Source organism: Paenibacillus daejeonensis DSM 15491 (assembly GCF_000378385.1).
In the GTDB taxonomy this organism is placed as follows: domain Bacteria; phylum Bacillota; class Bacilli; order Paenibacillales; family Paenibacillaceae; genus Paenibacillus_D; species Paenibacillus_D daejeonensis.
In genome coordinates this window covers 375,883-394,864 of the sequence record NZ_KB899662.1, presented here as the reverse complement: position 1 = coordinate 394,864, position 18,982 = coordinate 375,883, and the positions used below count along the sequence as shown (strand labels likewise).

Here is an 18,982-nt window from a genome sequence, read left to right as displayed (position 1 = left end):
CCAAAGTGGTCTCTAAGTAAACTTATTATACTTGCAGTCAGCACTGGAGCCATCTTTAGCTGTTCTAAGTAAACTTTCTATATATTTGCGCTGACACCGGGGTCGTTTATGGAGGATGTGTAGGGCGAGAGAGGGTGCGGGAAGGCATAGGTAGTAGGTGTAAATTAACTTCTTACGAGACCAGGTTTGCTTTTCATCGTATATAGAATGACCTGAATTTGAAAGTTGGGTTGGCTAGAAAATAAAATGGTGCATAGATTAAACGTGAGACCGGCGCAAGGCTGCGCAGACAAGACTCGACCGACCGCCAGCCATCATGCTGCGCTCTACTGCGGGAAGGAGCTGCCGCTGCGATCGAGAGCGCGCCAGGACCTGCGATCTACCGCACCGCTCGGAAGCTGTATTTGCCGCAATCTACCATACACCATGCCACTCGGGAGCTACCTCTGCCGCTTCGATCAGCCCGTCGCTGGGCCCCCATGCGAGGATTCTAGCGAATCACATCTTCGAATTCAGACAATGTGGGTAAGAGAAAATGGGTACCATGACATAAGAAGGAGTGACTGCTGATGACCCTGTCACGGATATTGAAGTTTTTTTCAGGTATAGCTGAATTGTTCTTGGCCATTCCCGTTTTGGGCGGGGCCTTGGTTTTGTCGAGTGGTTATTCCCTGTTAGGAGTCATGCTGGTTTTACATCTTGTTACGTATGTGCTGTCTCGCTCCAATCATGAGCCGGCTTACGGACCCGCTATTGGCATTGTGACCTCTCTGCTGGCATGGATCCCGTTCGTTGGCTGGTTCCTGCATTTGATCTCGGGGTTGTTCCTCCTGATCAACTCGGCCCAGCGCGGCAGAATAAGGTAACGATTGTGCGTATAGAGCAAGAACGTGAATCAACGCAAGGCTTCAAAAAGGCAATGCTACAAAAAAAGCGATGCAGGAGACCCTCTCCGGCATCGCTTTTTTTCATTCAAAATCCAACCGGACCACCAGTACCTCGCCAGGATACTCGTCAATGGGAATGTTCTGCACCTGTAGATAGGGCTTCTCCTTCCAATACCATGGAAGTTTGGCGATACGTACCGGCAGCTCACGGCCGTCATTCAGCAGAACAGCACGAGCAGGCAGACGATCCAGCGGTTTCAGCGTAATACTACTCGTCTGCAAATCCTGGTAGGCATGGACATAGACGTGGTTATATTTCCGCGTCAGCAGCACTTGGTCATACGAGTCCGACTTTAAATAGGAGGCTGGGTACGTGCCATCGAAAGCTTCCCGCACCTTGCCATACCACGAACCGATGGCACGCAATGTGGCCGCGTTCTCCTCCGCGATTGAACCGTCAGCACGGGGACCGACATTGAGCAAATAGTTGCCGCCCATCGCCAGAATCTGGTCCACACTTTGCATCAGGAACTTGCGGCTGTAGTAATCCTCATCGGAGCGGTAGCCCCAGCTCTCGCGGCCAAGCGACTGGCAAGCCTCTGTTGGTCGGTCAAAGGCCAACCCCTCCGGCAGCTCTCGCTCCGGCGTGCTGTAATCCCCGTCATCCGGGCCCCGATTGTTAATCAACAGGCCAGGCTGCAAGGAACGGGCATACGCGTTAAGCTCGGGATTGTAGTATTCCGCCACGTTCACGTCCCAGAACAATTGGTAGATCGGGCCATACCCGGTCAGCAGCTCCCGTATTTGTTCTTTCACGAACGCGTAATAGAGATCCAGATCCGGCGTATCGGTTGCACGCGGGCCGAACATCTCATGATGCCGTCCTTGATTCGGATAATTTGGATGATGCCAGTCCGGACACGAGTAGTACAAACTAAGCGGGAAGTTCCGCTTCCGGCAAGCCTCTGCCAGCTGGGCGAGCACATCCCGTCCATAAGGCGTATGCATAATATTGTAATCCGTCTGCTTGGTGTCCCAGAGACAGAAGCCGTCATGATGCTTGGTGGTGATGCACAAATATTGCATTCCCGCTTCTTGGGCGAGATCCAGCCAGGCCTCCGGATCAAAGTTCACGGGATTGAATTCATGAATCAATTGCTCGTATTGCTCGCGGGAGGTGTCTCCACGCCACAGGATTTGTTCGTGCCAGCCGGGAATCGCGTACAGTCCCCAATGCACAAACAGACCGTATCTCAAGTCAAAAAAACGGTCACGCTCATCGTTGAAACGCCGGATCATCTTCAAAATCCTCCTTCTCTAGTGTAAGGATTCAAATCGCTTCCTATTCATCATAGACCGAGCCATTGACACACACTATGGCGTTTGTTAACCTGTTTTTAGTCAATTCTAACCTGAATTTTAAGGAAGGGTGGCGGTGAACAGAATGAATATGCCTACTCCTGAGATGGAATCGCTCTCCAGTGTACTTGGTCATTTGCAGGCGGATGTGATCATGGCTGATCTGCAGCAGGTAGACAGTCAGTGGCGGCGTGACGATTATGTACATAGCTTCAACCGGATGTATCTTATCCTCGCTGGGCAAGGCGAGATCACGGTAGATGGCAAGACCTACGTTCCCCAGCAAGATCAGCTCGTCGTGATGCCCTGCCATATCAGGCAATCTTATCGGACCGATGCAGACAATGCTTTTTATAAATACTGGTGTCACTTCACGGCGAGAGTAGGTAACCGGGATTTGTTCGAGCTGTATCGCTTTCCGGTCTGCTACGACTTGGACGATCCGGCGGAGGCCACACGATTATTCAACCTTCTGGTGCAAGAGCATGCCAAGCGAACGCCGGCAAGCGTGTTGAACGCTCGTGCCGCGATGCTGCAGCTGATCGGACTTGTGGTCAGTCAAGTATCCGAGCCCGAACCAGGTACGGCCTCCCAGCCGGGCAAGCTGGCCCACGTGGCTCGTTATATTGAAGCAAACCTAGATCGGCGCATGACCGTAGATGAACTCGCTCAGCTTGTGCATTATCACCCCAACTACTTTATCCGCGCGTTCCATGCCGTGTTCGGCAGCTCACCGATTCAATACATCAACCGGCGCAAGCTTGATCGTGCCCGTCAGCTGCTAAGCGGCGATCAGCCCATCGGCGGTATTGCCCGCGCAGTCGGTATCGACGAGCATAACTTCTCTTCCATGTTCAAGAGCTATACTGGCTTTTCCCCCCGTGAATACCGCAAAATCATGCAGCGCTAACCTCCGACAAGCCAGCCCACACATCCCGCGGCGACCGCAGGGTCTGAGTCCCCGCGAGACCTGGGAACGGCAGCGTCCCCGACCTGAGTCCAGGTGCAAAAACCGCCGCAGGTCCGTTTTGAAAAACTCCAATCCATCCTACAATAGAGACATAGAAGCGGACACGACTGGCGGACATGCAAAACAAACAGCCATCGCGACCTGCGGATCGACATTAGAAGAAAGGTGGTGGGCACTGATATGAATGGCAAAACAGCGCTCGGCGTATTGTTGGTGATTATGGGTGGATGGATTGCACTTAAGATTCTGGGAGTTACCTTGGGACCGATTATCTCGTTCCTGTTCCCGCTCCTGTTGATGGGACTTGGTTATGTCGGCATCAAGAACGACAGCAAGCTAATCGGCGGTGTGATGTTCGCAATCGGATTGATCATGCTGCTTGGCAAGCTCTCCGGATTGTTCATGTTCCTGGTAGCGGTTGGTCTGGTGGTCCTCGGCGTATCCCTGTTTAGAGGCAACAAGCGTGCGTACTAATGAATCGTATCTTTAAAGAATCGGAGGTCAAACGATGAGTCTAATCAAGCGAGTGCGAGATATAACGGTTGCAACGTTGAATGAACGGCTGGAAAAGGCTGAGGATCCGGTCCGGCTGATCGATCAGTTCCTCTGGTCCACCAGAGAAGAGATTATCCAGGCGGAACGGCTCTATCAGCAATACTCAGGTCACGGGAATCATCTCCGGACGCAATGGCTACAGGCCGAACAGCAAAAAGACAAGCGCGAGCAACAGGCAATGACAGCACTGAAAGCCGGCGAGGAGCAAGTGGCACGCATGGCACTTCAGGAAAAAGCGGCTCATGACCAACGCGCAGTTCAATATAAAGAGCTCTACGAGCAAAGCAAGCAAAATATTGACGAGTTGGAAGATCATCTCCAAGAGCTGCGCAGCGAGTACCAGGCCGTCTATGATAAACGCGAATATTACTCGGCCCGCATGGAATCCCTGCGATTGCAGCAGCGGATGAACGCACGCTATAATAATCAAAGCTCCGGGGGCAACCCCAGCGGCATGTTCCGCAGGCTGGATGACCGCATCAGCGATATGGAGCTCGAAGCGGGAAGTCTACGAGACCTTCGCCGGGCAGGGCAGCAATTTATGAACCAGGCTAATGCCTCCATGAATTCACTGCAGTCCACGATTGAGCAAGAGCTGCAGCAACTGAAACGGAAACTCGAAAAGGAAGGTTGATGACGTCATGAAGAAATTGTACCGATCCACAAGGGACAGAAAACTGTTAGGCCTGTGTGGAGGAGTTGCCGAAATGCTGAACATCGACGCTACGCTTCTGCGGGTGCTGTTCATTGTGGCGGTCATTTTCTCCAGCGGCGCTATGATTCTGGTCTATATACTGGCTGGACTGGTTGTACCAAAGGAACCGCCTGTCTACACTGGTTTCGGTGGTGGGTTTGACCAACGATACAATAACCCCTATGGCCCTGGCGGCCAAGGCTACTATAATCCCGGTTCGACACAAGGCGATCCCTATGGACGTCCGGGACCAACCGATTGGCAGTCGCAGACTCGGCAGCAGACACGCAGCGACCACAGTTACGAACGGAAATCTTCGCAACTCGATGAAATGATGGACGATATCGAGAAGAAGGCACTGCGCAAAGAGCTGGAAGAGCTGAAGGCTAAACTATCCAGATATGAGAAGGGAGATCGTTAAAATGGGGATTTTTAAACGAATGAGAGATATGACGAAAGCTTCTTTCCATGAGATGCTTGATAAATTAGAGGATCCGGTTGTTATGTTGAACCAATATCTGCGTGACATGGAAGCGGAAATTCACCAGGCTGAAGTAACAGTAGCCAAGCAAATGGCGAATGAGCGCCGCATGAAACAGCGCTTCGAGGAAGCGGCTCGCCAGGTGATGGACCGTGAAAGCAAGGCCGAGCAGGCACTTCGCTCCGGACATGAAGAACTGGCTCGCAAGCTGCTTGAAGAGAAGGTATACTATGATCAGAAGGCAAACGAGTACAGTGACATGCATGCTCAAGCCAAGTCTCAGGCGGATGAGCTGATGGCTCAGCTTCACGAGATGAAGGATGAGTTCTACCAGCTTCGCAACAAACGCAATGAGTTGGTGGCCCGGGCTCAGATGGCCAAGGCGAAGAAGCAAATGTCCCAGCTCGGCGGCACGCATGCGATCGAGAGCGGCAGTGCAGCGCGCGGCTTCAGCCGGATGGAGGAGAAAATCGTCCAGATGGAAGCGGAAGCTGATGTGATGAGAGCGCCAGGCTCATACTATAACGGACCAAGCCGTGGGGTCAGCTCCCTCGACGCTGGCAAGCAGCTTGAAGTCGAAGAGCAGCTGCGGGCGATGAAAGCCAAGCTTAACCCGCCTGAACAGTCGGAATAAGACTTGCAATGCTGAACTCCTGCAGATTCATCTGAGTTGTGCAGCTTAAGGTAGCAAGCCGGTGGAGACACCTGCTTGCTATTGCACGTTTGGCCAGGTGATGCGCTGGGATAGAGGTATGAAACACCCGCAGCCGGGCTGCCTTTAAGAGGTATGAAACACCCGCAGCCGGGCTGCCTTTAAGAGGTATGAAACACCCGCAGCCAGGCTGCGTACATAATGGTAGAGAAAGGGGGGCGCGGCATGAATGGCAGCAAACCGCCAGGCAAACCGGGTAGTCCGGCCAGACGCAATACGGCGGAGACGATTCTATGGCTGCTGGTCATCCTTGGCTTACTTGTTCTGGTCCTGCAAGGAACGGGATATTTGCCTTGGTTCCAACTGCAAGGAACTGCGGCCGTCATCGGTCTGTCCGTCATCGGCGTAGCCCTCGTCAGTGGAGCTGTCTACAGCTACCTGCAGAGCGTTAAGCTGAAGCAAACCATAAAACGTCTGACCGAGCAGCAGCGCAAACGGTTCCGCAGTGTAACGATCAACTCGGAGGACGACTCCGAGGAGACCAGAGTAGAGCGGGAAGAAGAGCAGCTGCGCCATGAGCAGCTGAGGTTCACCGCAATTACGGAGGAGCGGCAGCGGTTGGCGCGTGAGCTGCATGATGCGGTCAGCCAGCAATTGTTTGCCATCTCCATGACGGCGACGGCTGTTGGGCGGACGCTGGAGAAGGATTTTGACCGGGCCCGTCGGCAGGTGGAACTTATTGAGGAAATGGCGTCTGTTGCCCAGTCCGAGATGCGCGCGCTGCTGCTTCATCTGCGGCCGGTACATCTGGAGGGCAAGAATCTCGGTCAGGCTCTGGAAGGCTTGATGGAGGAGCTGCGGCAGAAAGTGCCAATGAAAATCACGCTGGAGATGGATCCAATTGTACAGTTGATTCCTCATGCAGAAGATCATTTATTCCGCATCATTCAAGAGGCGTTATCCAATACGCTGCGGCATTCCAAAGCCAATGAGTTCAATATACGTATTGAACGTCATGGGAATCAGCTGCGGCTGACGATGCGCGATGATGGCGTAGGCTTCGATATGGAGGAGAAAAAACAGACCTCTTATGGTCTGCTGACCATGGAGGAACGGGTGATGGAGCTGGGCGGAACGATGCATGTCATTACTGCTCCTGGTCAAGGCACTGGCATTGAAATCTGGATCCCGATCATAGCGGAAGAAGGCGGAGGCGAATAGCCGTATGGAACAGGAAATTAAAGTATTGCTGATTGACGATCACGAGATGGTCCGCATCGGTCTTGCGGCGGTGCTGGATACGGAAGATGGAATTGAGGTTGTGGGTGAGGCGAGCAATGGGATGGATGGCATCCGCCTCGCCCAGAACTACAAGCCGGATGTGGTCTTGATGGATCTTGTCATGGAGCCGATGGACGGAGTGGAGACCACCAAGAAGCTGCTCGAGATCCATCCGGATTGCAAGGTCATCGTGCTGACCAGCTATATTGATGATGGCAAGATGTATCCCGTCATCGAGGCGGGGGCCTTCAGCTATCTGCTGAAGACCTCCCGCGCCAGCGAGATTGCCGATGCCATCCGTGCGGCGTCGCGCGGCCAGTCCGTACTGGAATCACAGGTGGCGGCCAAGATGATGAACCGGTTCCGCCAACCCAAGGCGCCGGAGAAAAAACCGTTGCACGACGATCTGACGGAACGCGAAATGGATGTGCTCAAGCGTTTGGCGGAAGGCAAGACCAACCAGGACATTGCTGACGAATTGTTCATTGGCATCAAGACGGTAAAGTACCATATTACGAATATTTTCTCCAAGCTGCATGTGGACGACCGCACTCAGGCGGCCATCTACGCGCACAAGCATGACATAGCAGAGTAAACCAACTTGCCCCCGTATCATCCATGAATCCATGGACGGTACGGTTTTTTTTTGCACCGTGGGGTGGATAGGGTTGATGTCTGGGGCCTGAAAAGACGGATGGTCGGAGGCTATCTCCGCCTTAAGTGCAGCACCGACCTAGACCTAAAGCTAGGTTGAAAAACCGCCCCTGGTCTGTTATGCCAAGCCGCAGAACAAGGTACAATTAACACATAAGCAAGAGAGGTTACAGGAAAGGGATGAGAGCTAAGATGAAGAAATGGTATCGTTCTACACGAGACAGGAAGTTGTGGGGGATCTGCGGCGGGATCTCCGAAATGACAGGCTGGGATGCAACGCTGCTGCGGATCTTGTTCATTGTCGGTACAATTCTTACCCACGGCGCGTTATTGTTCATTTACCTGATTGCAGGCTTTGTCATTCCGAAGTCGCCTGAGCCGCCTTATAGCTTTGCAGGCGCTCATGCCGGCGGCACAGGTTGGAATGCATGGCCTCCGCAAAACCCTTCAACGGGTGCAACAGGTACTGACCATGGATATGGCGCTGCAGAAGCTTCGCCTGGCCGGGTAGACCGGATGATGGCGGACATGGAAACTAAAGCATTGCGTAAGGAATTGGAAGAGATGCGTAAAAAAATTGCTGATTTTGAGAAAGGGGATAAATAATCATGAGTATTTTCAAACGACTGGGCGATATGACAAGAGCATCACTGAACGAGGCATTGGATCGGGTAGAGGATCCCGTCATCATGTTGAATCAATACCTGCGTGACATGGAGCAAGAAATTTTCGACGCGGAGCGTACGGTGGCGAAGCAAATGGCTTCCGAGCGCATGACCAAACAACGTGCCGATCAAGCTGCTGAGTTGGCAGCCTCCCGTGAGCAGGCAGCTGAACAAGCGCTTCGTGATGGCAATGAAGAGCTGGCCCGTCAGTTGCTCGAAGAGAAGCTGGGTGCCGAGAAGCAAGCGGCCGATTTCGGTCAGCGCGCATCCGAGCTGCAGTCGCATACGGAGCAGCTGCAAGGCGATCTGGAGCGGATGAGAGATGAGTTCGTTGCCCTGAAGAGCAAGCGTCAGGAGCTCGCATCCCGTGCAGAAGCGGCCAAGGCTACCAAGCAGCTGTCACAAGTCAGCAGCCAGCCAGTGATCCAGGCAGGCGGCGCCTCCCGCGGCTTCAGCCGGATGGAAGAGAAGATCATGCAGTTGGAAGCAGAAGCAGCTGTAAGCCGGAGCACAGGCTATAGCTCCACATATAGCGGAACGACTCAGACCTATGTTGACCCTTCGACGCAGCTGAAGGTTGATGAGCAGCTGGAAGCGTTGAAGCGCAAAGTGAACAACTAATCATATATAGGAGCAGCCTCACCGTCTTCAGATGGTGAGGCTGCTGTGCGTTTGCTTATCGGATTACGCTCCTCCGTGTCAGGCTCAGTCTCCCATAATGCTCAGTAATAAGCGGGCAATGTCCGCATCGTCGTCGCGGTGGAAGCCGGGTGTCTCCCGCAAAGGAAGATTGGACTCTACCTCGTCGTAACCGTAGATGATGCCTACCGGGTGCGAGAGCTGGCTGAGCAATACCTGATCTTCCGGCGAACGGAGCAGGACCAGCTTGGGGTAGTCTGCCGTCTTGAAGCCTTCGACCAGGATGACATCCATGTCTGACATTCCTTCGATCAGATCTTCCAGTGGTGTCGCCTGCTTGCGAATCCATGCCGTCTGATGCGCAGAGGTGATGGCGACCGCATCCGCTCCCGCCTGCTGATGCTGCCAGGTATCCGTACCCGGGTGATCCATTACGAAGTCATGTCCATCATGCTTGATCGTGCCAACCAGCTTGCCGCTCGCTTTGAGCCGCCCAATCAACTTGCAGAGCAGCGTCGTCTTGCCGGCGTTCTTAAATCCGACGATTTGGAAAATATGAGGTGGGTTCATCGGCTCCTCCTTTCGCTGCTGTTATTGTACAGGAAGGGGGGGCTGCTTGGAAGCTGGGGAGTCGCGATTTGCGGCGATGTGTTTCAGTAAAGGGATCCATTTGGTATGATATGAAAAAAGGATGAGGGGATGAATGGATGTGGGGCAAGACGATCGTACACGTTTTAACCGCCGTGCCGTGCCGGTGGGAGAGGCGCAGGAACGACTACTAACGGCGCTCAATCGGGCGGAGCAGCCGCGTCTCGTCGAGCACACGGCGCTCTGGGAGAGCGGCGGCCGTCGGCTCGCTCAAGCGCTGACAGCGACCTCGGATTGGCCGCCGTTCCCAAGGGCAGGGCTGGACGGCTTCGCGATCCGCAGCGCGGATGTCCAGGAGGCGTCAGCGGACAAGCCGGTGACGCTGCGGGTCATCGACGCGATCGCGGCGGGAGAGGTCTCCCGCGCGATCGTCGAGTCCGGCACAGCCGTGCGCCTCATGACGGGCGCGGCGGTGCCGGAGGGCGCGGACGCCGTCGTCATGCTGGAGCAGACGGCGCACGCGCTCCTGGCCGGCGGGACGGCGGTGCAGGTGAAGCACGCCGCCGCCCCCGGCCAGAATGTGGCGCAGCCGGGCGAGGAATTTCGCCTCGGCGGCGCACTGGCGGGGCCCGGCACGCTCATCACGCCGGGCCACATCGCAGTCTTCGGCACCTTCGGGTATGCCGAAGTATCGGTCTTCGCGAAGCCGCGCATTGCGGTCTTCGCGACCGGGGGCGAGCTGCTGCCGGTGGGGGCGCAGCTCGAGCCGGGCCGCATCCGCGACAGCAACAGCGCCATGCTGGCGGCGCTGGTTGCGCGCAGCGGCGGAGAGCCGGTGCTGTTCGGGGCGCTCCCGGACCGGCTGGACCAGGTCACAGCGGCTATTGATGTCGCGCTGGCGAGCTGTGATGGGGTGATGACCACCGGCGGCGTGTCGGTGGGCGACTACGATGTGATGGCCGACTTCATGAACAGCATTGCCGAAACCGGCGAGTACAACCGAGCTCCGGCAGAGGTGCTGTTCAGCAAGGTGGCCATGCGCCCCGGGAGCCCGACCTCGGCAGCGCTGATCGGGGACAAGCCACTGTTCGCGTTATCCGGCAACCCCGGCGCCTGTTACGTGGGCTTCGAGCTATTCGGACGGCCGTTCATCCGTCACCGCCTGGGTGACGAGTCTGCGCTGTCTGTAGCGGTGCAGGCGCAGCTGCTGCATGACATTGACAAAGGCAGCCCGCATGAAAGATTCGTGCGCTGCCGCCTGGTGGTGCAGGACGGGCAGCTGCAGGCTGACCCGCTGGGCTATGGCAAATCGGGCATGATGGCATCGTTGCCGGAAACCCAAGCTCTGATTCGTGTCCCATCGGGTTCAAGAGGTGCTGCGGCAGGTGAGCGAGTAGAGGTCTTGCTGCTTCAGGATGATCCGGTGGTCTTGCTGGCAGAAGACGGAATGCAGTAAATGGCAACAAGGGACCCTTTTCAGGGTCCCTTGTGCTGGGTTAATCGCTGGCAGCGTTCACTGAGGGTATCAGCCTTCCTTGATCTCCAACAGTTCGTAGGTGATGACGCCCATTGGCGCGGTAACGTTCACCTTGTCACCGACTTTCTTGCCGATGAGCTCCTTGCCGAGCGGGCTTTCGTACGAAATTTTGTTATCTGCAACATCGGCCTCAACCGGGCTGACGATTTGATACTCGATTTTCTCATTGAATTCCAGGTCATGAAGCACAACCGCGCCGCCGACGCTCACGACATCGGAGGTCCGGCTGCTGGCATCCACGACCTTGGCAGTCTTCAGCATCCGCTCGATTTGAAGGATGCGTGTTTCCATAAAGGCCTGGTCGTCCTTGGCCGAATGATATTCACTGTTTTCCTTCAAGTCGCCATAGCTGATCGCGACCTTGAGCCGTTCCGACAGTTCCTTGCGCTTCACTGTCTTCAGCTCCATGAGCTCAGCTTCGAGCTTGGCCAGCCCTTCTGGCGTCAAAATTAATTCTTCATTTTCCAATTCCTGCAACCGCCCTTCACCAATAGCTTGCGTTTCGTTCAATTGTATACTATCCATCCTCGGAAGCCAAGTCTGAAGGGGACGGCATTTCATTTAAATAAAGAGGTGAGTGAGCCCGTGGATACTAACTATTATGAAAGCTTTATTCTGATTGCTGAAGATTGTCCGGCAGAGTATGGCATCGTACCGCCCGAGAGAGGCGGCTCCAAAACCAAAGCCGGCATCGAGCATGAACTGATTACCCGGCACCCGTACCATTTCACATCAGACGAGCTGCTAGTGGAAGTGCATATTCAGCAAAAAGGTCTCTCGGATGAGGAACGGGAGCGCGAGGGCCAAGCGTTGGAAGAGGCGTTTCGCAGCAAACAACAGCCGTGCTTGCGTGCATCGATGTTGCCGAAGAAATTCGGTTGGGGAATTCATTTTGACGCAGCTGGCAAAGTGGCGCTATACCCGGTGGAATCGCCGGAATACCAGGCATTCGCGCAGGGGGAGCAGGAAGGGATCAAGCTAATTCGCGCCATGCGCAACAAACGCAAGGAATCTTGAATTGCGGAAAGAAGCTTACTCCTGTAATCCAGGAGAAGCTTCGTGGGCGAATGGGATATTTCAGAACTTTAAGGCCTAATAGGTGCTGTGGTGTTCGTTACAGCAAAACATGAATCCTGAGTGATGCGCGATAACCGATACAGTATTAATCGACACTCTATCTGTGTCCGTTAGCCCAGCAACGACCGCCAAATGGACCGAATAAGCGCGCCTGTCGCCGTTAGAGCAGCAGGGGTGGGTGCTGTGTCGGAATAGCTGGCCAGCTTAGTTTGCGTGTGGCTGGCACTCACTTCACCGTGACTCAAGCCTGTTCATTAATCATCCATCCACTGTGGGGGACATGCCAATAGGATTGCATCGACGACTCGTACAGCGTAAACTGATGCATTAACTGATCCGCCGGATTCATCATCTCCCGCGCAGGCCATTCAATGAGGCGGGCAATCGTCTCGTTCAGACGGCCAGCCCAGCCATAGGGCCCTCCGAGTTCCCGCTCGACCCGTCCAGGATCATCTGCTAGAGCGGCCGCAAGCAGCTCAGTATCCAGTGACCAGGTTCTTAGCGCCGTCTGGGAAAAGCCTAATAAGGAGTATGAAGGCGAGTTCATCACCCGTTGAATGCTGTCCCGCAGCTCGGGGTTGAGCAGTTCTGCTCCGTCTGAATCCTCGTTAATCAAGCTATTGACCTGTTCCATGAGCAGGCGGATGCTATCAATCACGGCTTCCTGATCCTGTTCGACCTTGACAGTCGACGGCTGGGTCCCCGCTCCATCCAACTGCAGCTTCACCCGACCAGCATCGAGCGTTAACAAGCTATTCTGAACGGTCTGCACAGAACCACCGTCGAGTTGCACACGGGCATGTTCAGCGGCAGACGACGGCTGCCCCGCCCCGACCGCAGAGATGACGCTTCCCTCCAGGTCAGTCAAACAAAAAGCTTGGCTGCCTTTAAGCTCCAATGCCAGGAGCTGACGTCCATTGTCCGCCAAAATATCAACCTGGATGCCGAGATCCGCCTGTTGGATCGTCTGCTGGAGCTTGGCGAGCAGATGTCCGTTCGTATCCGTCATGCTGGTTTCTACAGAGAGCTCTGTCATTTGCTCGCCCTGCCGGACCAAGAACCGGTGCCGACCGGGTTCAGCGATGGACAACCCGTCCTGAGCCAGCTCATAGCTGCACACCATTTCCGCCTGGGCTGGAGCAACAATATGAAGGGAGTACGTATGTATTCTGGCACCCCGCTGTACCTTGCCCTTCATATCTGCATTCGACAAGGTGAGCTTGCGAGCATGCCAAGGCGACGTGTGTGCTCCGAGAAAGCGCTGCAGCTCTTGAAGCAGCTGTTCGCCTTGCTCCCGCCACTCGCGGACGCTGTCGGCCGCGGAGCGCACAGTACGGGCCCAGGTGCCTTTTCCAAAGTAAGTGTAGCTGTTAAACGGAGAGATCAAAGACTCCTCGTATTGTTGTGGATAGTGGGCGTAAGGCATCACCGGGTGTACTCTGTGAGAATATCCGGCTCGGACAATGCTTCGTGCAGACTGTACCATTCGTGCACCCGCCTCTCGTTCATGAACAGATTTATACTATCTATATAACCGGGATTAGGATGAATTTACCACTTTTCTGAGAAAAAGATTGCAACCGCTCCTAAACCTCACCCAAAAAGGCAGGAATATCCATCACTGAATCGAACTTATCCTATAACGAAAAGAGTGGAACAAACCCAAAAAGCGCCCGACCGTTCACCGGCGAGCGCTCTCTCAAACCATTCCAGCCAGCGGTGCGACTACAGCAACAGGAATAAGAAGGCCAGTAAGCCGAGCTCCAGTCCAATTGGCGGGCCGAAGGGGTAATAACCTGGACCGTAGCCGTAGTTATACCCGTAGCCATAGGGGCCAAAAGCTTGTGTTTCCGCAGTCGGCTCGGCTTCCTTGGCTGCTTTCTTGGATTTGGAGTTCTTTTTCTTATCTGGCTTGGCTGCGCTGATTCCTGCATCACTGCTGATATGCGGATGGCCGGTATGCCCATGCGATCCGTGGTCGTTCAGCATCAGCCGGCCGCCTTTACATGAACTGAGCACGCCGACATATCGCGTACCGTCTTTCATCACCGCACATACAACCTGACCGCAGAACTGACTGATCCGCTCTTCGTGAAGCGGAAAAATAGGTTCCATGCGTTGACACCTCCCAAGGCTTCTGCAAGCAGTATATTCACCAGGGGGCGGATGCGTATGGTCAAATACCCAGATGTCACGGCTTTTGCCGGTGGAGGAGGAGATTCGCTTGGCCCAATCTTCTAATAGAACGAAGAAGTGGCGTAGTGTATGGGTAGCTCTGGTGATCTTGATGGTGTGCGCCATTTGGCTGGTTCGCCAGGAAACGGCTGCCCCAGTCGACAGCCGTCCAACTGAGACACTGGCCCAGACGGTGGACAGCTTGTGGGGATGGACGGATCCTTGGCTGCAAGGAGGGGCACAGTCGGCGGAATGGTCGATGCGCTGGGACGGACGGGCCGGTGTATCGGAGATCAAGGCACTCGCGCAACGGCTTGAATTGCCACCCATGTCGGGTACGACGGAAGGACTGGTGACGAGACGCCAGCAAGGGAGCGCAAGTTGGACCCTGTGGCACGCCGAGACGGAGAACTCGGAGCCGGAGGCTCCGCAGGCCTTTGTGCTGGTGCTGGAAACGAAGTCCGGGCTGTCCCGGCAGGAGCTGCTGAAGCAGGCAAGATTTGTGGAAGAGCCGCTAGAACGATTGAGGGAGGAGGAGACATGGTCTCTTTCCTTCCGGGGAACGGCACAAGTGGAGGATGCAGCGGAACGAATCGCCGAAGCGGCAGGCGCATCACTACAGGAGCGGTATGAGGATAACGGCTCATCTAGCAGCACATACTACACGGATCGTCTGGGACGGTCGGCATTCAGTGGGGAGGCCCAAATCAATCTGCAACTGGCAACGCATTATGACCGCCTCACAGGCAGTCATACGATTGCCGGAGGTATCCCTCTCATTACAGGCGATTACAGTCCGCGCTCCAGGTAATTCCCGTCCGCCGGTCATCACCATTTATATGGGGAAGGATCAGTTTTTTTTATGAACCGATGAATAGCACTTGTCAGGCAGATATGCTAAACTACAGTACAAGATAACACCCATGCATGCATTCAAATACATAGGAAAGAATGAGGGATTATGGCAGATTACTATACAATGGAACCCACTGCTGCCGCGGGAGCGGTATTTTATTTGTTCGGAGCTACCGGCGACCTGGCCCGCCGCAAGCTGTTCCCTGCCTTGTTCAGTCTGTACAAGGAAGGCAAGCTGGCTGAGGATTTTGCAGTAGTTGGCCTGGCGCGCCGCCCCCGTACCCATGAGCAATTCCGTGAGGATGTATATGAATCAATCACCGAGTTCTCGCGCTACAAGGCGGACGATGCCGAGCAATGGAACCGGTTCGCCGAGCATTTCGTCTATATGTCGCTCGATATTAACAATGTCGACGGCTTCCGCGAACTGAGCGAGCTCACGGCTCGTCTTGATACGCAATTCGGTATTCAGGGCAACCGCCTGTTCTATCTGGCGCTGGCGCCTTCGCTGTTCGGGCCGGTTTCTTATAATCTGCGGGATGGCGGCTTGCTGGAAACCAAAGGCTGGCACCGCGTTGTCATTGAGAAGCCATTCGGCTACGACCTGGAATCCGCGCAAAAGCTTAACGATGAGCTCTCCCAAGTGTTTGACGAGAAAGATATTTTCCGGATCGACCATTACTTGGGCAAAGAGATGGTTCAGAATATCGAAGTGCTGCGGTTTGCCAATGCCTTCTTCGAACCGCTCTGGAACAACAAGCATATTGCTAATATACAGATTACGTTATCTGAAACGGTCGGCGTGGAGGAACGCGGCGGCTACTATGATAAATCCGGGGCGCTCCGCGACATGGGGCAGAACCATATGCTGCAGATGCTCAGTATGATCGCCATGGAGCCGCCGAGCCGACTGCATCCTGAAGACATTCGCGATGAGAAGGTCAAAGTGCTGCGGTCGCTGCGCCAGTACGACACGCTGGAGCGGGCGGCACGTCATGTGGTGCGCGGTCAATACACCAGCGGTTCTGCTCGTGGCAAGGATTTACCAGGCTACCGCGAGGAGGATTCCGTTGCACCGGACTCCAAGACCGAGACCTATTTTGCTGCTCGGGTCATGGTGGATAACTTCCGCTGGGCTGGCGTACCGTTCTACATCCGGACGGGCAAGCGGATGCCGGTGAAGACGACGGAGGTCGTCATTGAGTTCAAGAACGTGCCGAACAATGTGTTGTTTGGCGGCAAGCATCAACTCAATCCGAACCTGCTCGTCATCCGGGTCAATCCGATGGAGGGCATCTACATCAAGATCAACGCCAAGAAGCCAGGCGCAGACTCTCAGGTCCAGCCGGTAGCGATGGAATTCTGCCAGAGCTGCCTGATCGGCCTGAATACACCCGAAGCTTACGAGCGGCTGATCTTTGATGCCACACGCGGCGAGTCCACCTACTTCACCCGGTGGGACGAAGTGTCGCACGCCTGGGCGTTCGTGGACAAAATCGCTGCCGCGTGGCGTAAGGACGAGGGCGACATCCCGACCTACCCGGCAGGCTCCTGGGGCCCTCAAGAGGCAGAGCAACTGCTCGCCAAGGACGGCTTCCACTGGTGGCCCGTCAACGGCCAGGAAGAGGACAACGTCATTTGGGTCTCCAACTCTAAATAATGATTGGTTAATAAAAGATTCTGTCTTTAGACGGAGTGAACGAGGAGCAGTGAAGGGAAGAGGGAGGCTGGAGAAAAGCGTATGCTTCCGAGGTCGCTTTCTTACAGAAAGCGTTGAACGTTCGCCTTTGTTCCCGGATTTCAACCGCTGAGTCGATAATAATTATGAAACCTGGGAATAACAGCGATCGGAAGCCCCTCTTCCCACAGCGACTCTCGAAAACTTAATCTAGATCAGTTTGCTTTTTTGAGCCAATTTGCTACGAACGAAGGGAAGGCAAGCATGAGTAAACCAATAACCGACGAATTGAAGAAAGAGGTGGAGCGGCGCCGTACGTTCGCTATCATCTCTCACCCCGATGCGGGGAAAACCACCCTGACCGAGAAGCTCCTGCTCTTCGGCGGCGCGATCCGCCTCGCAGGTACGGTCAAGGCGCGCAAGGCCAGCCGTCATGCAACGTCCGACTGGATGGAAATCGAGAAGCAGCGCGGGATCTCGGTCACCTCTTCCGTCATGCAGTTTGACTATCTCGGTCATCGCGTCAACATTCTGGATACGCCTGGTCACCAAGACTTCAGTGAAGACACCTACCGGACGCTTACGGCAGCCGATAGCGCCGTCATGCTCATTGACGTCGCCAAAGGTGTCGAGGCGCAGACCATCAAGCTGTTCCAGGTGTGCCGTCAGCGAGGCATTCCGATTTTTACATTCATTAACAAGCTGGACCGTGAGGGCAAGAGTCCATTTGATCTGATGGAGGAGCTCGAGCAGGTACTGGGTATTCGTGCAGTGCCAATGAACTGGCCTATAGGCATGGGACGGGATCTGTGCGGCGTCTACGACCGGATGAAGAATCAAGTCGAGCTGTTTAATGGCACCGACCATTCGACAATCGAAGTTCGCAAGGTTGACAGCTATAACGATGACATTATCGGCAAAATGGCTGGCGACTTCCTGCATGAGCAACTGAAGGGCGATCTGGAGCTGCTCGACGTAGCGGGCGATCAGTTTGATCTGGAAAAAGTGCAGCAGGGGGAACTGACGCCGCTGTTCTTCGGCAGCGCCGTCAACAACTTTGGTGTTCAGACCTTCTTGGAGAACTTCCTCCAGCTGGCACCACCACCAACGCCTCGGGAAAGCAATGAGGGCGTGATCGAGCCGACGGCGGAGAAGTTCTCAGGGTATGTGTTCAAGATTCAGGCCAATATGAACCCGGCACACCGCGATCGGATCGCTTTTCTGCGCATCTGCTCGGGCCGTTTTGACCGGGGGATGAGTGTCAAGCATGTGCGGGTGGGCAAGGATATTAAGCTGTCCCAGCCGCAGCAGTTTCTGGCTCAGGACCGGGATATTGTCGAGTCCGCGTACCCGGGTGATATTATCGGTCTGTTCGATCCGGGCATTTTCCGAATCGGTGACTCGCTCTCCCAGGGCGGACAGATCACGTTCAATGAGCTCCCCACGTTCTCGCCGGAGATTTTCGCCAAGGTGACAGTCAAGAATGCGCTCAAGCACAAGCAGTACCAGAAGGGCATTGACCAGTTGACGGAGGAAGGGACCATTCAGGTGTTCCATTCGACGGGCAACTTCGACGAGACGATTCTCGGCGTCGTCGGTCAGCTCCAGTTTGAGGTATTTGAGTATCGGATGAAGGGCGAGTACGGCGTGGATATCCAACTGCACCGTCTGCAATTCCAGTTTGCGCGGTGGATCGTCGACGACAAGATCGACCCGTCCAAGTACCGGATTAACTCGACACTCGTGAAGGACAAGAAGGGCAACTATGTGGCCTTGTTCGAGAATGAGTACGCCATGCGTACCGCGATGGACAAAAATCCAAGCTCCAAGTTTTTGGAGATAGCGCCTTAGCCACGAATAAAGACCAAGAGACTCATGCATATGCTGCATGGGTCTTTTTTTAGTCAGATGTGTCCGGCAACCCGCTGGTCGGTCGCTGTAACGCACCTTTGTTCCTCTAATTGTCTGGCAACCCGCTGCTCGGTTGCTGTAACGCACCTTTGTTCCTCTATTTGTCCGTAGCTCCGCCAAGCGCCCGCTGTAACGCACCTTTCTTCCTCTATTTGCTCGGCAACCTGCTGGTCAGCAGCTGTAACGCACCTTTCTTCCTCTATTTGCCCGTAGCTCCGCCAACCATCTGCTGTAACGCACCTTTGTTCCTCTATTTGCCCGCATCTCCGCCAATCGCCCGCTGTAACGCACCTTTGTTCCTCTATTTGCTCGGCAACCTGCTGG

The 18,982-nt window shown here is 54.8% G+C and carries 21 protein-coding genes; 16 read left to right on the top strand and 5 right to left on the bottom strand.

The window, feature by feature from the left end; genetic code table 11:
- Window positions 1-569: 569 nt before the first annotated feature.
- A complete protein-coding gene (locus F556_RS0115050) occupies window positions 570-866 on the top strand; it encodes a hypothetical protein (protein WP_020617805.1) in 297 nt (98 codons plus the stop codon).
- Between the two features lie 102 nt (window positions 867-968).
- Here the strand turns inward: F556_RS0115050 and F556_RS0115045 are convergent, their stop codons facing one another.
- Window positions 969-2,186 (bottom strand): alpha-L-fucosidase, encoded by a 1,218-nt coding sequence (locus tag F556_RS0115045; RefSeq protein ID WP_020617804.1) that lies wholly within the window; start codon window positions 2,184-2,186, stop codon window positions 969-971.
- A 145-nt stretch (window positions 2,187-2,331) separates the two neighbouring features.
- On the opposite strand from F556_RS0115045, the gene F556_RS0115040 reads away from it, so the two are divergent.
- The 9 genes from F556_RS0115040 (at window position 2,332) to F556_RS0115000 (ending at window position 8,819) form a co-directional block, all read left to right on the top strand.
- Window positions 2,332-3,156 carry an AraC family transcriptional regulator gene (locus F556_RS0115040; RefSeq protein ID WP_245583073.1) on the top strand — a complete coding sequence of 275 codons (825 nt, stop codon included), beginning with the start codon at window positions 2,332-2,334 and terminating at the stop codon, window positions 3,154-3,156.
- Window positions 3,157-3,396: 240 nt separating this feature from the next.
- Window positions 3,397-3,690, top strand: coding sequence for a LiaF transmembrane domain-containing protein (locus F556_RS0115035; RefSeq protein ID WP_020617802.1), 294 nt, complete (start codon window positions 3,397-3,399; stop codon window positions 3,688-3,690).
- 34 nt (window positions 3,691-3,724) lie between these two features.
- A complete protein-coding gene (locus F556_RS0115030) occupies window positions 3,725-4,405 on the top strand; it encodes a PspA/IM30 family protein (protein ID WP_020617801.1) in 681 nt (226 codons plus the stop codon).
- Between the two features lie 7 nt (window positions 4,406-4,412).
- On the top strand, window positions 4,413-4,886 hold the full coding sequence (locus F556_RS0115025) for a PspC domain-containing protein (protein ID WP_026297311.1): 474 nt from the start codon (window positions 4,413-4,415) through the stop codon (window positions 4,884-4,886).
- A 1-nt stretch (window position 4,887) separates the two neighbouring features.
- Window positions 4,888-5,580: a PspA/IM30 family protein gene (locus F556_RS0115020; protein ID WP_020617799.1), complete on the top strand. Its 693-nt coding sequence runs from the start codon at window positions 4,888-4,890 to the stop codon at window positions 5,578-5,580.
- A gap of 243 nt (window positions 5,581-5,823) precedes the next feature.
- Complete coding sequence (locus F556_RS0115015) at window positions 5,824-6,819, top strand: sensor histidine kinase (RefSeq protein ID WP_020617798.1); 996 nt, start codon at window positions 5,824-5,826, stop codon at window positions 6,817-6,819.
- Between the two features lie 4 nt (window positions 6,820-6,823).
- Window positions 6,824-7,474: a response regulator gene (locus F556_RS0115010; RefSeq protein ID WP_020617797.1), complete on the top strand. Its 651-nt coding sequence runs from the start codon at window positions 6,824-6,826 to the stop codon at window positions 7,472-7,474.
- A 251-nt stretch (window positions 7,475-7,725) separates the two neighbouring features.
- Window positions 7,726-8,139: a PspC domain-containing protein gene (locus F556_RS0115005; protein ID WP_026297310.1), complete on the top strand. Its 414-nt coding sequence runs from the start codon at window positions 7,726-7,728 to the stop codon at window positions 8,137-8,139.
- A gap of 2 nt (window positions 8,140-8,141) precedes the next feature.
- Window positions 8,142-8,819 carry a PspA/IM30 family protein gene (locus F556_RS0115000; RefSeq protein ID WP_020617795.1) on the top strand — a complete coding sequence of 226 codons (678 nt, stop codon included), beginning with the start codon at window positions 8,142-8,144 and terminating at the stop codon, window positions 8,817-8,819.
- Window positions 8,820-8,903: 84 nt separating this feature from the next.
- Here the strand turns inward: F556_RS0115000 and mobB are convergent, their stop codons facing one another.
- On the bottom strand, window positions 8,904-9,407 hold the full coding sequence (gene mobB / locus F556_RS34110; RefSeq protein WP_020617794.1) for a molybdopterin-guanine dinucleotide biosynthesis protein B: 504 nt from the start codon (window positions 9,405-9,407) through the stop codon (window positions 8,904-8,906).
- 133 nt (window positions 9,408-9,540) lie between these two features.
- Here mobB and F556_RS0114990 point away from each other — a divergent pair, with 133 nt between their 5' ends.
- Window positions 9,541-10,881, top strand: coding sequence for a molybdopterin molybdotransferase MoeA (locus tag F556_RS0114990; RefSeq protein ID WP_020617793.1), 1,341 nt, complete (start codon window positions 9,541-9,543; stop codon window positions 10,879-10,881).
- Window positions 10,882-10,950: 69 nt separating this feature from the next.
- Here F556_RS0114990 and greA read toward each other — a convergent pair whose 3' ends face one another.
- Complete coding sequence (gene greA / locus F556_RS0114985; protein WP_026297309.1) at window positions 10,951-11,430, bottom strand: transcription elongation factor GreA; 480 nt, start codon at window positions 11,428-11,430, stop codon at window positions 10,951-10,953.
- Between the two features lie 105 nt (window positions 11,431-11,535).
- Between greA and F556_RS0114980 the strand changes: the two genes are divergently transcribed.
- Complete coding sequence (locus F556_RS0114980; RefSeq protein WP_245583069.1) at window positions 11,536-11,979, top strand: DUF6157 family protein; 444 nt, start codon at window positions 11,536-11,538, stop codon at window positions 11,977-11,979.
- Window positions 11,980-12,280: 301 nt separating this feature from the next.
- Here the strand turns inward: F556_RS0114980 and F556_RS0114975 are convergent, their stop codons facing one another.
- The gene (locus F556_RS0114975) at window positions 12,281-13,525 is read right to left on the bottom strand and encodes a hypothetical protein (RefSeq protein WP_157272766.1); all 1,245 of its coding nucleotides are present in this window, start codon (window positions 13,523-13,525) and stop codon (window positions 12,281-12,283) included.
- A 239-nt stretch (window positions 13,526-13,764) separates the two neighbouring features.
- On the bottom strand, window positions 13,765-14,154 hold the full coding sequence (locus F556_RS0114970) for a hypothetical protein (protein WP_020617789.1): 390 nt from the start codon (window positions 14,152-14,154) through the stop codon (window positions 13,765-13,767).
- A gap of 73 nt (window positions 14,155-14,227) precedes the next feature.
- Here F556_RS0114970 and F556_RS0114965 point away from each other — a divergent pair, with 73 nt between their 5' ends.
- From F556_RS0114965 to F556_RS38350, 4 genes are all read left to right on the top strand, one after another.
- Window positions 14,228-15,025, top strand: a complete 798-nt coding sequence (locus F556_RS0114965) for a YwmB family TATA-box binding protein (protein WP_020617788.1) — start codon at window positions 14,228-14,230, stop codon at window positions 15,023-15,025.
- Window positions 15,026-15,175: 150 nt separating this feature from the next.
- Window positions 15,176-16,729: a glucose-6-phosphate dehydrogenase gene (zwf, locus tag F556_RS0114960; protein WP_020617787.1), complete on the top strand. Its 1,554-nt coding sequence runs from the start codon at window positions 15,176-15,178 to the stop codon at window positions 16,727-16,729.
- Between the two features lie 282 nt (window positions 16,730-17,011).
- Entirely contained in the window at window positions 17,012-18,598 is a 1,587-nt protein-coding gene (locus tag F556_RS0114955) for a peptide chain release factor 3 (RefSeq protein WP_020617786.1), read from the top strand.
- Between the two features lie 110 nt (window positions 18,599-18,708).
- On the top strand, window positions 18,709-18,982 hold a 274-nt coding region (locus tag F556_RS38350), incomplete at its 3' end, for a hypothetical protein (RefSeq protein WP_169447593.1).

What these genes read in the sequence shown, in the direction of transcription:
- F556_RS0115050 (WP_020617805.1), top strand. Translation starts at nt 570, where the DNA reads ATGACCCTGTCACGGATATTGAAGTTTTTTTCAGGTATAGCTGAATTG.
- F556_RS0115045 (WP_020617804.1), bottom strand. Translation starts at nt 2,186, where the DNA reads ATGATCCGGCGTTTCAACGATGAGCGTGACCGTTTTTTTGACTTGAGA.
- F556_RS0115040 (WP_245583073.1), top strand. Translation starts at nt 2,332, where the DNA reads ATGAATATGCCTACTCCTGAGATGGAATCGCTCTCCAGTGTACTTGGT.
- F556_RS0115035 (WP_020617802.1), top strand. Translation starts at nt 3,397, where the DNA reads ATGAATGGCAAAACAGCGCTCGGCGTATTGTTGGTGATTATGGGTGGA.
- F556_RS0115030 (WP_020617801.1), top strand. Translation starts at nt 3,725, where the DNA reads ATGAGTCTAATCAAGCGAGTGCGAGATATAACGGTTGCAACGTTGAAT.
- F556_RS0115025 (WP_026297311.1), top strand. Translation starts at nt 4,413, where the DNA reads ATGAAGAAATTGTACCGATCCACAAGGGACAGAAAACTGTTAGGCCTG.
- F556_RS0115020 (WP_020617799.1), top strand. Translation starts at nt 4,888, where the DNA reads ATGGGGATTTTTAAACGAATGAGAGATATGACGAAAGCTTCTTTCCAT.
- F556_RS0115015 (WP_020617798.1), top strand. Translation starts at nt 5,824, where the DNA reads ATGAATGGCAGCAAACCGCCAGGCAAACCGGGTAGTCCGGCCAGACGC.
- F556_RS0115010 (WP_020617797.1), top strand. Translation starts at nt 6,824, where the DNA reads ATGGAACAGGAAATTAAAGTATTGCTGATTGACGATCACGAGATGGTC.
- F556_RS0115005 (WP_026297310.1), top strand. Translation starts at nt 7,726, where the DNA reads ATGAAGAAATGGTATCGTTCTACACGAGACAGGAAGTTGTGGGGGATC.
- F556_RS0115000 (WP_020617795.1), top strand. Translation starts at nt 8,142, where the DNA reads ATGAGTATTTTCAAACGACTGGGCGATATGACAAGAGCATCACTGAAC.
- mobB (WP_020617794.1), bottom strand. Translation starts at nt 9,407, where the DNA reads ATGAACCCACCTCATATTTTCCAAATCGTCGGATTTAAGAACGCCGGC.
- F556_RS0114990 (WP_020617793.1), top strand. Translation starts at nt 9,541, where the DNA reads ATGGATGTGGGGCAAGACGATCGTACACGTTTTAACCGCCGTGCCGTG.
- F556_RS0114975 (WP_157272766.1), bottom strand. Translation starts at nt 13,525, where the DNA reads ATGGTACAGTCTGCACGAAGCATTGTCCGAGCCGGATATTCTCACAGA.
- F556_RS0114970 (WP_020617789.1), bottom strand. Translation starts at nt 14,154, where the DNA reads ATGGAACCTATTTTTCCGCTTCACGAAGAGCGGATCAGTCAGTTCTGC.
- F556_RS0114965 (WP_020617788.1), top strand. Translation starts at nt 14,228, where the DNA reads ATGTCACGGCTTTTGCCGGTGGAGGAGGAGATTCGCTTGGCCCAATCT.
- zwf (WP_020617787.1), top strand. Translation starts at nt 15,176, where the DNA reads ATGGCAGATTACTATACAATGGAACCCACTGCTGCCGCGGGAGCGGTA.
- F556_RS0114955 (WP_020617786.1), top strand. Translation starts at nt 17,012, where the DNA reads ATGAGTAAACCAATAACCGACGAATTGAAGAAAGAGGTGGAGCGGCGC.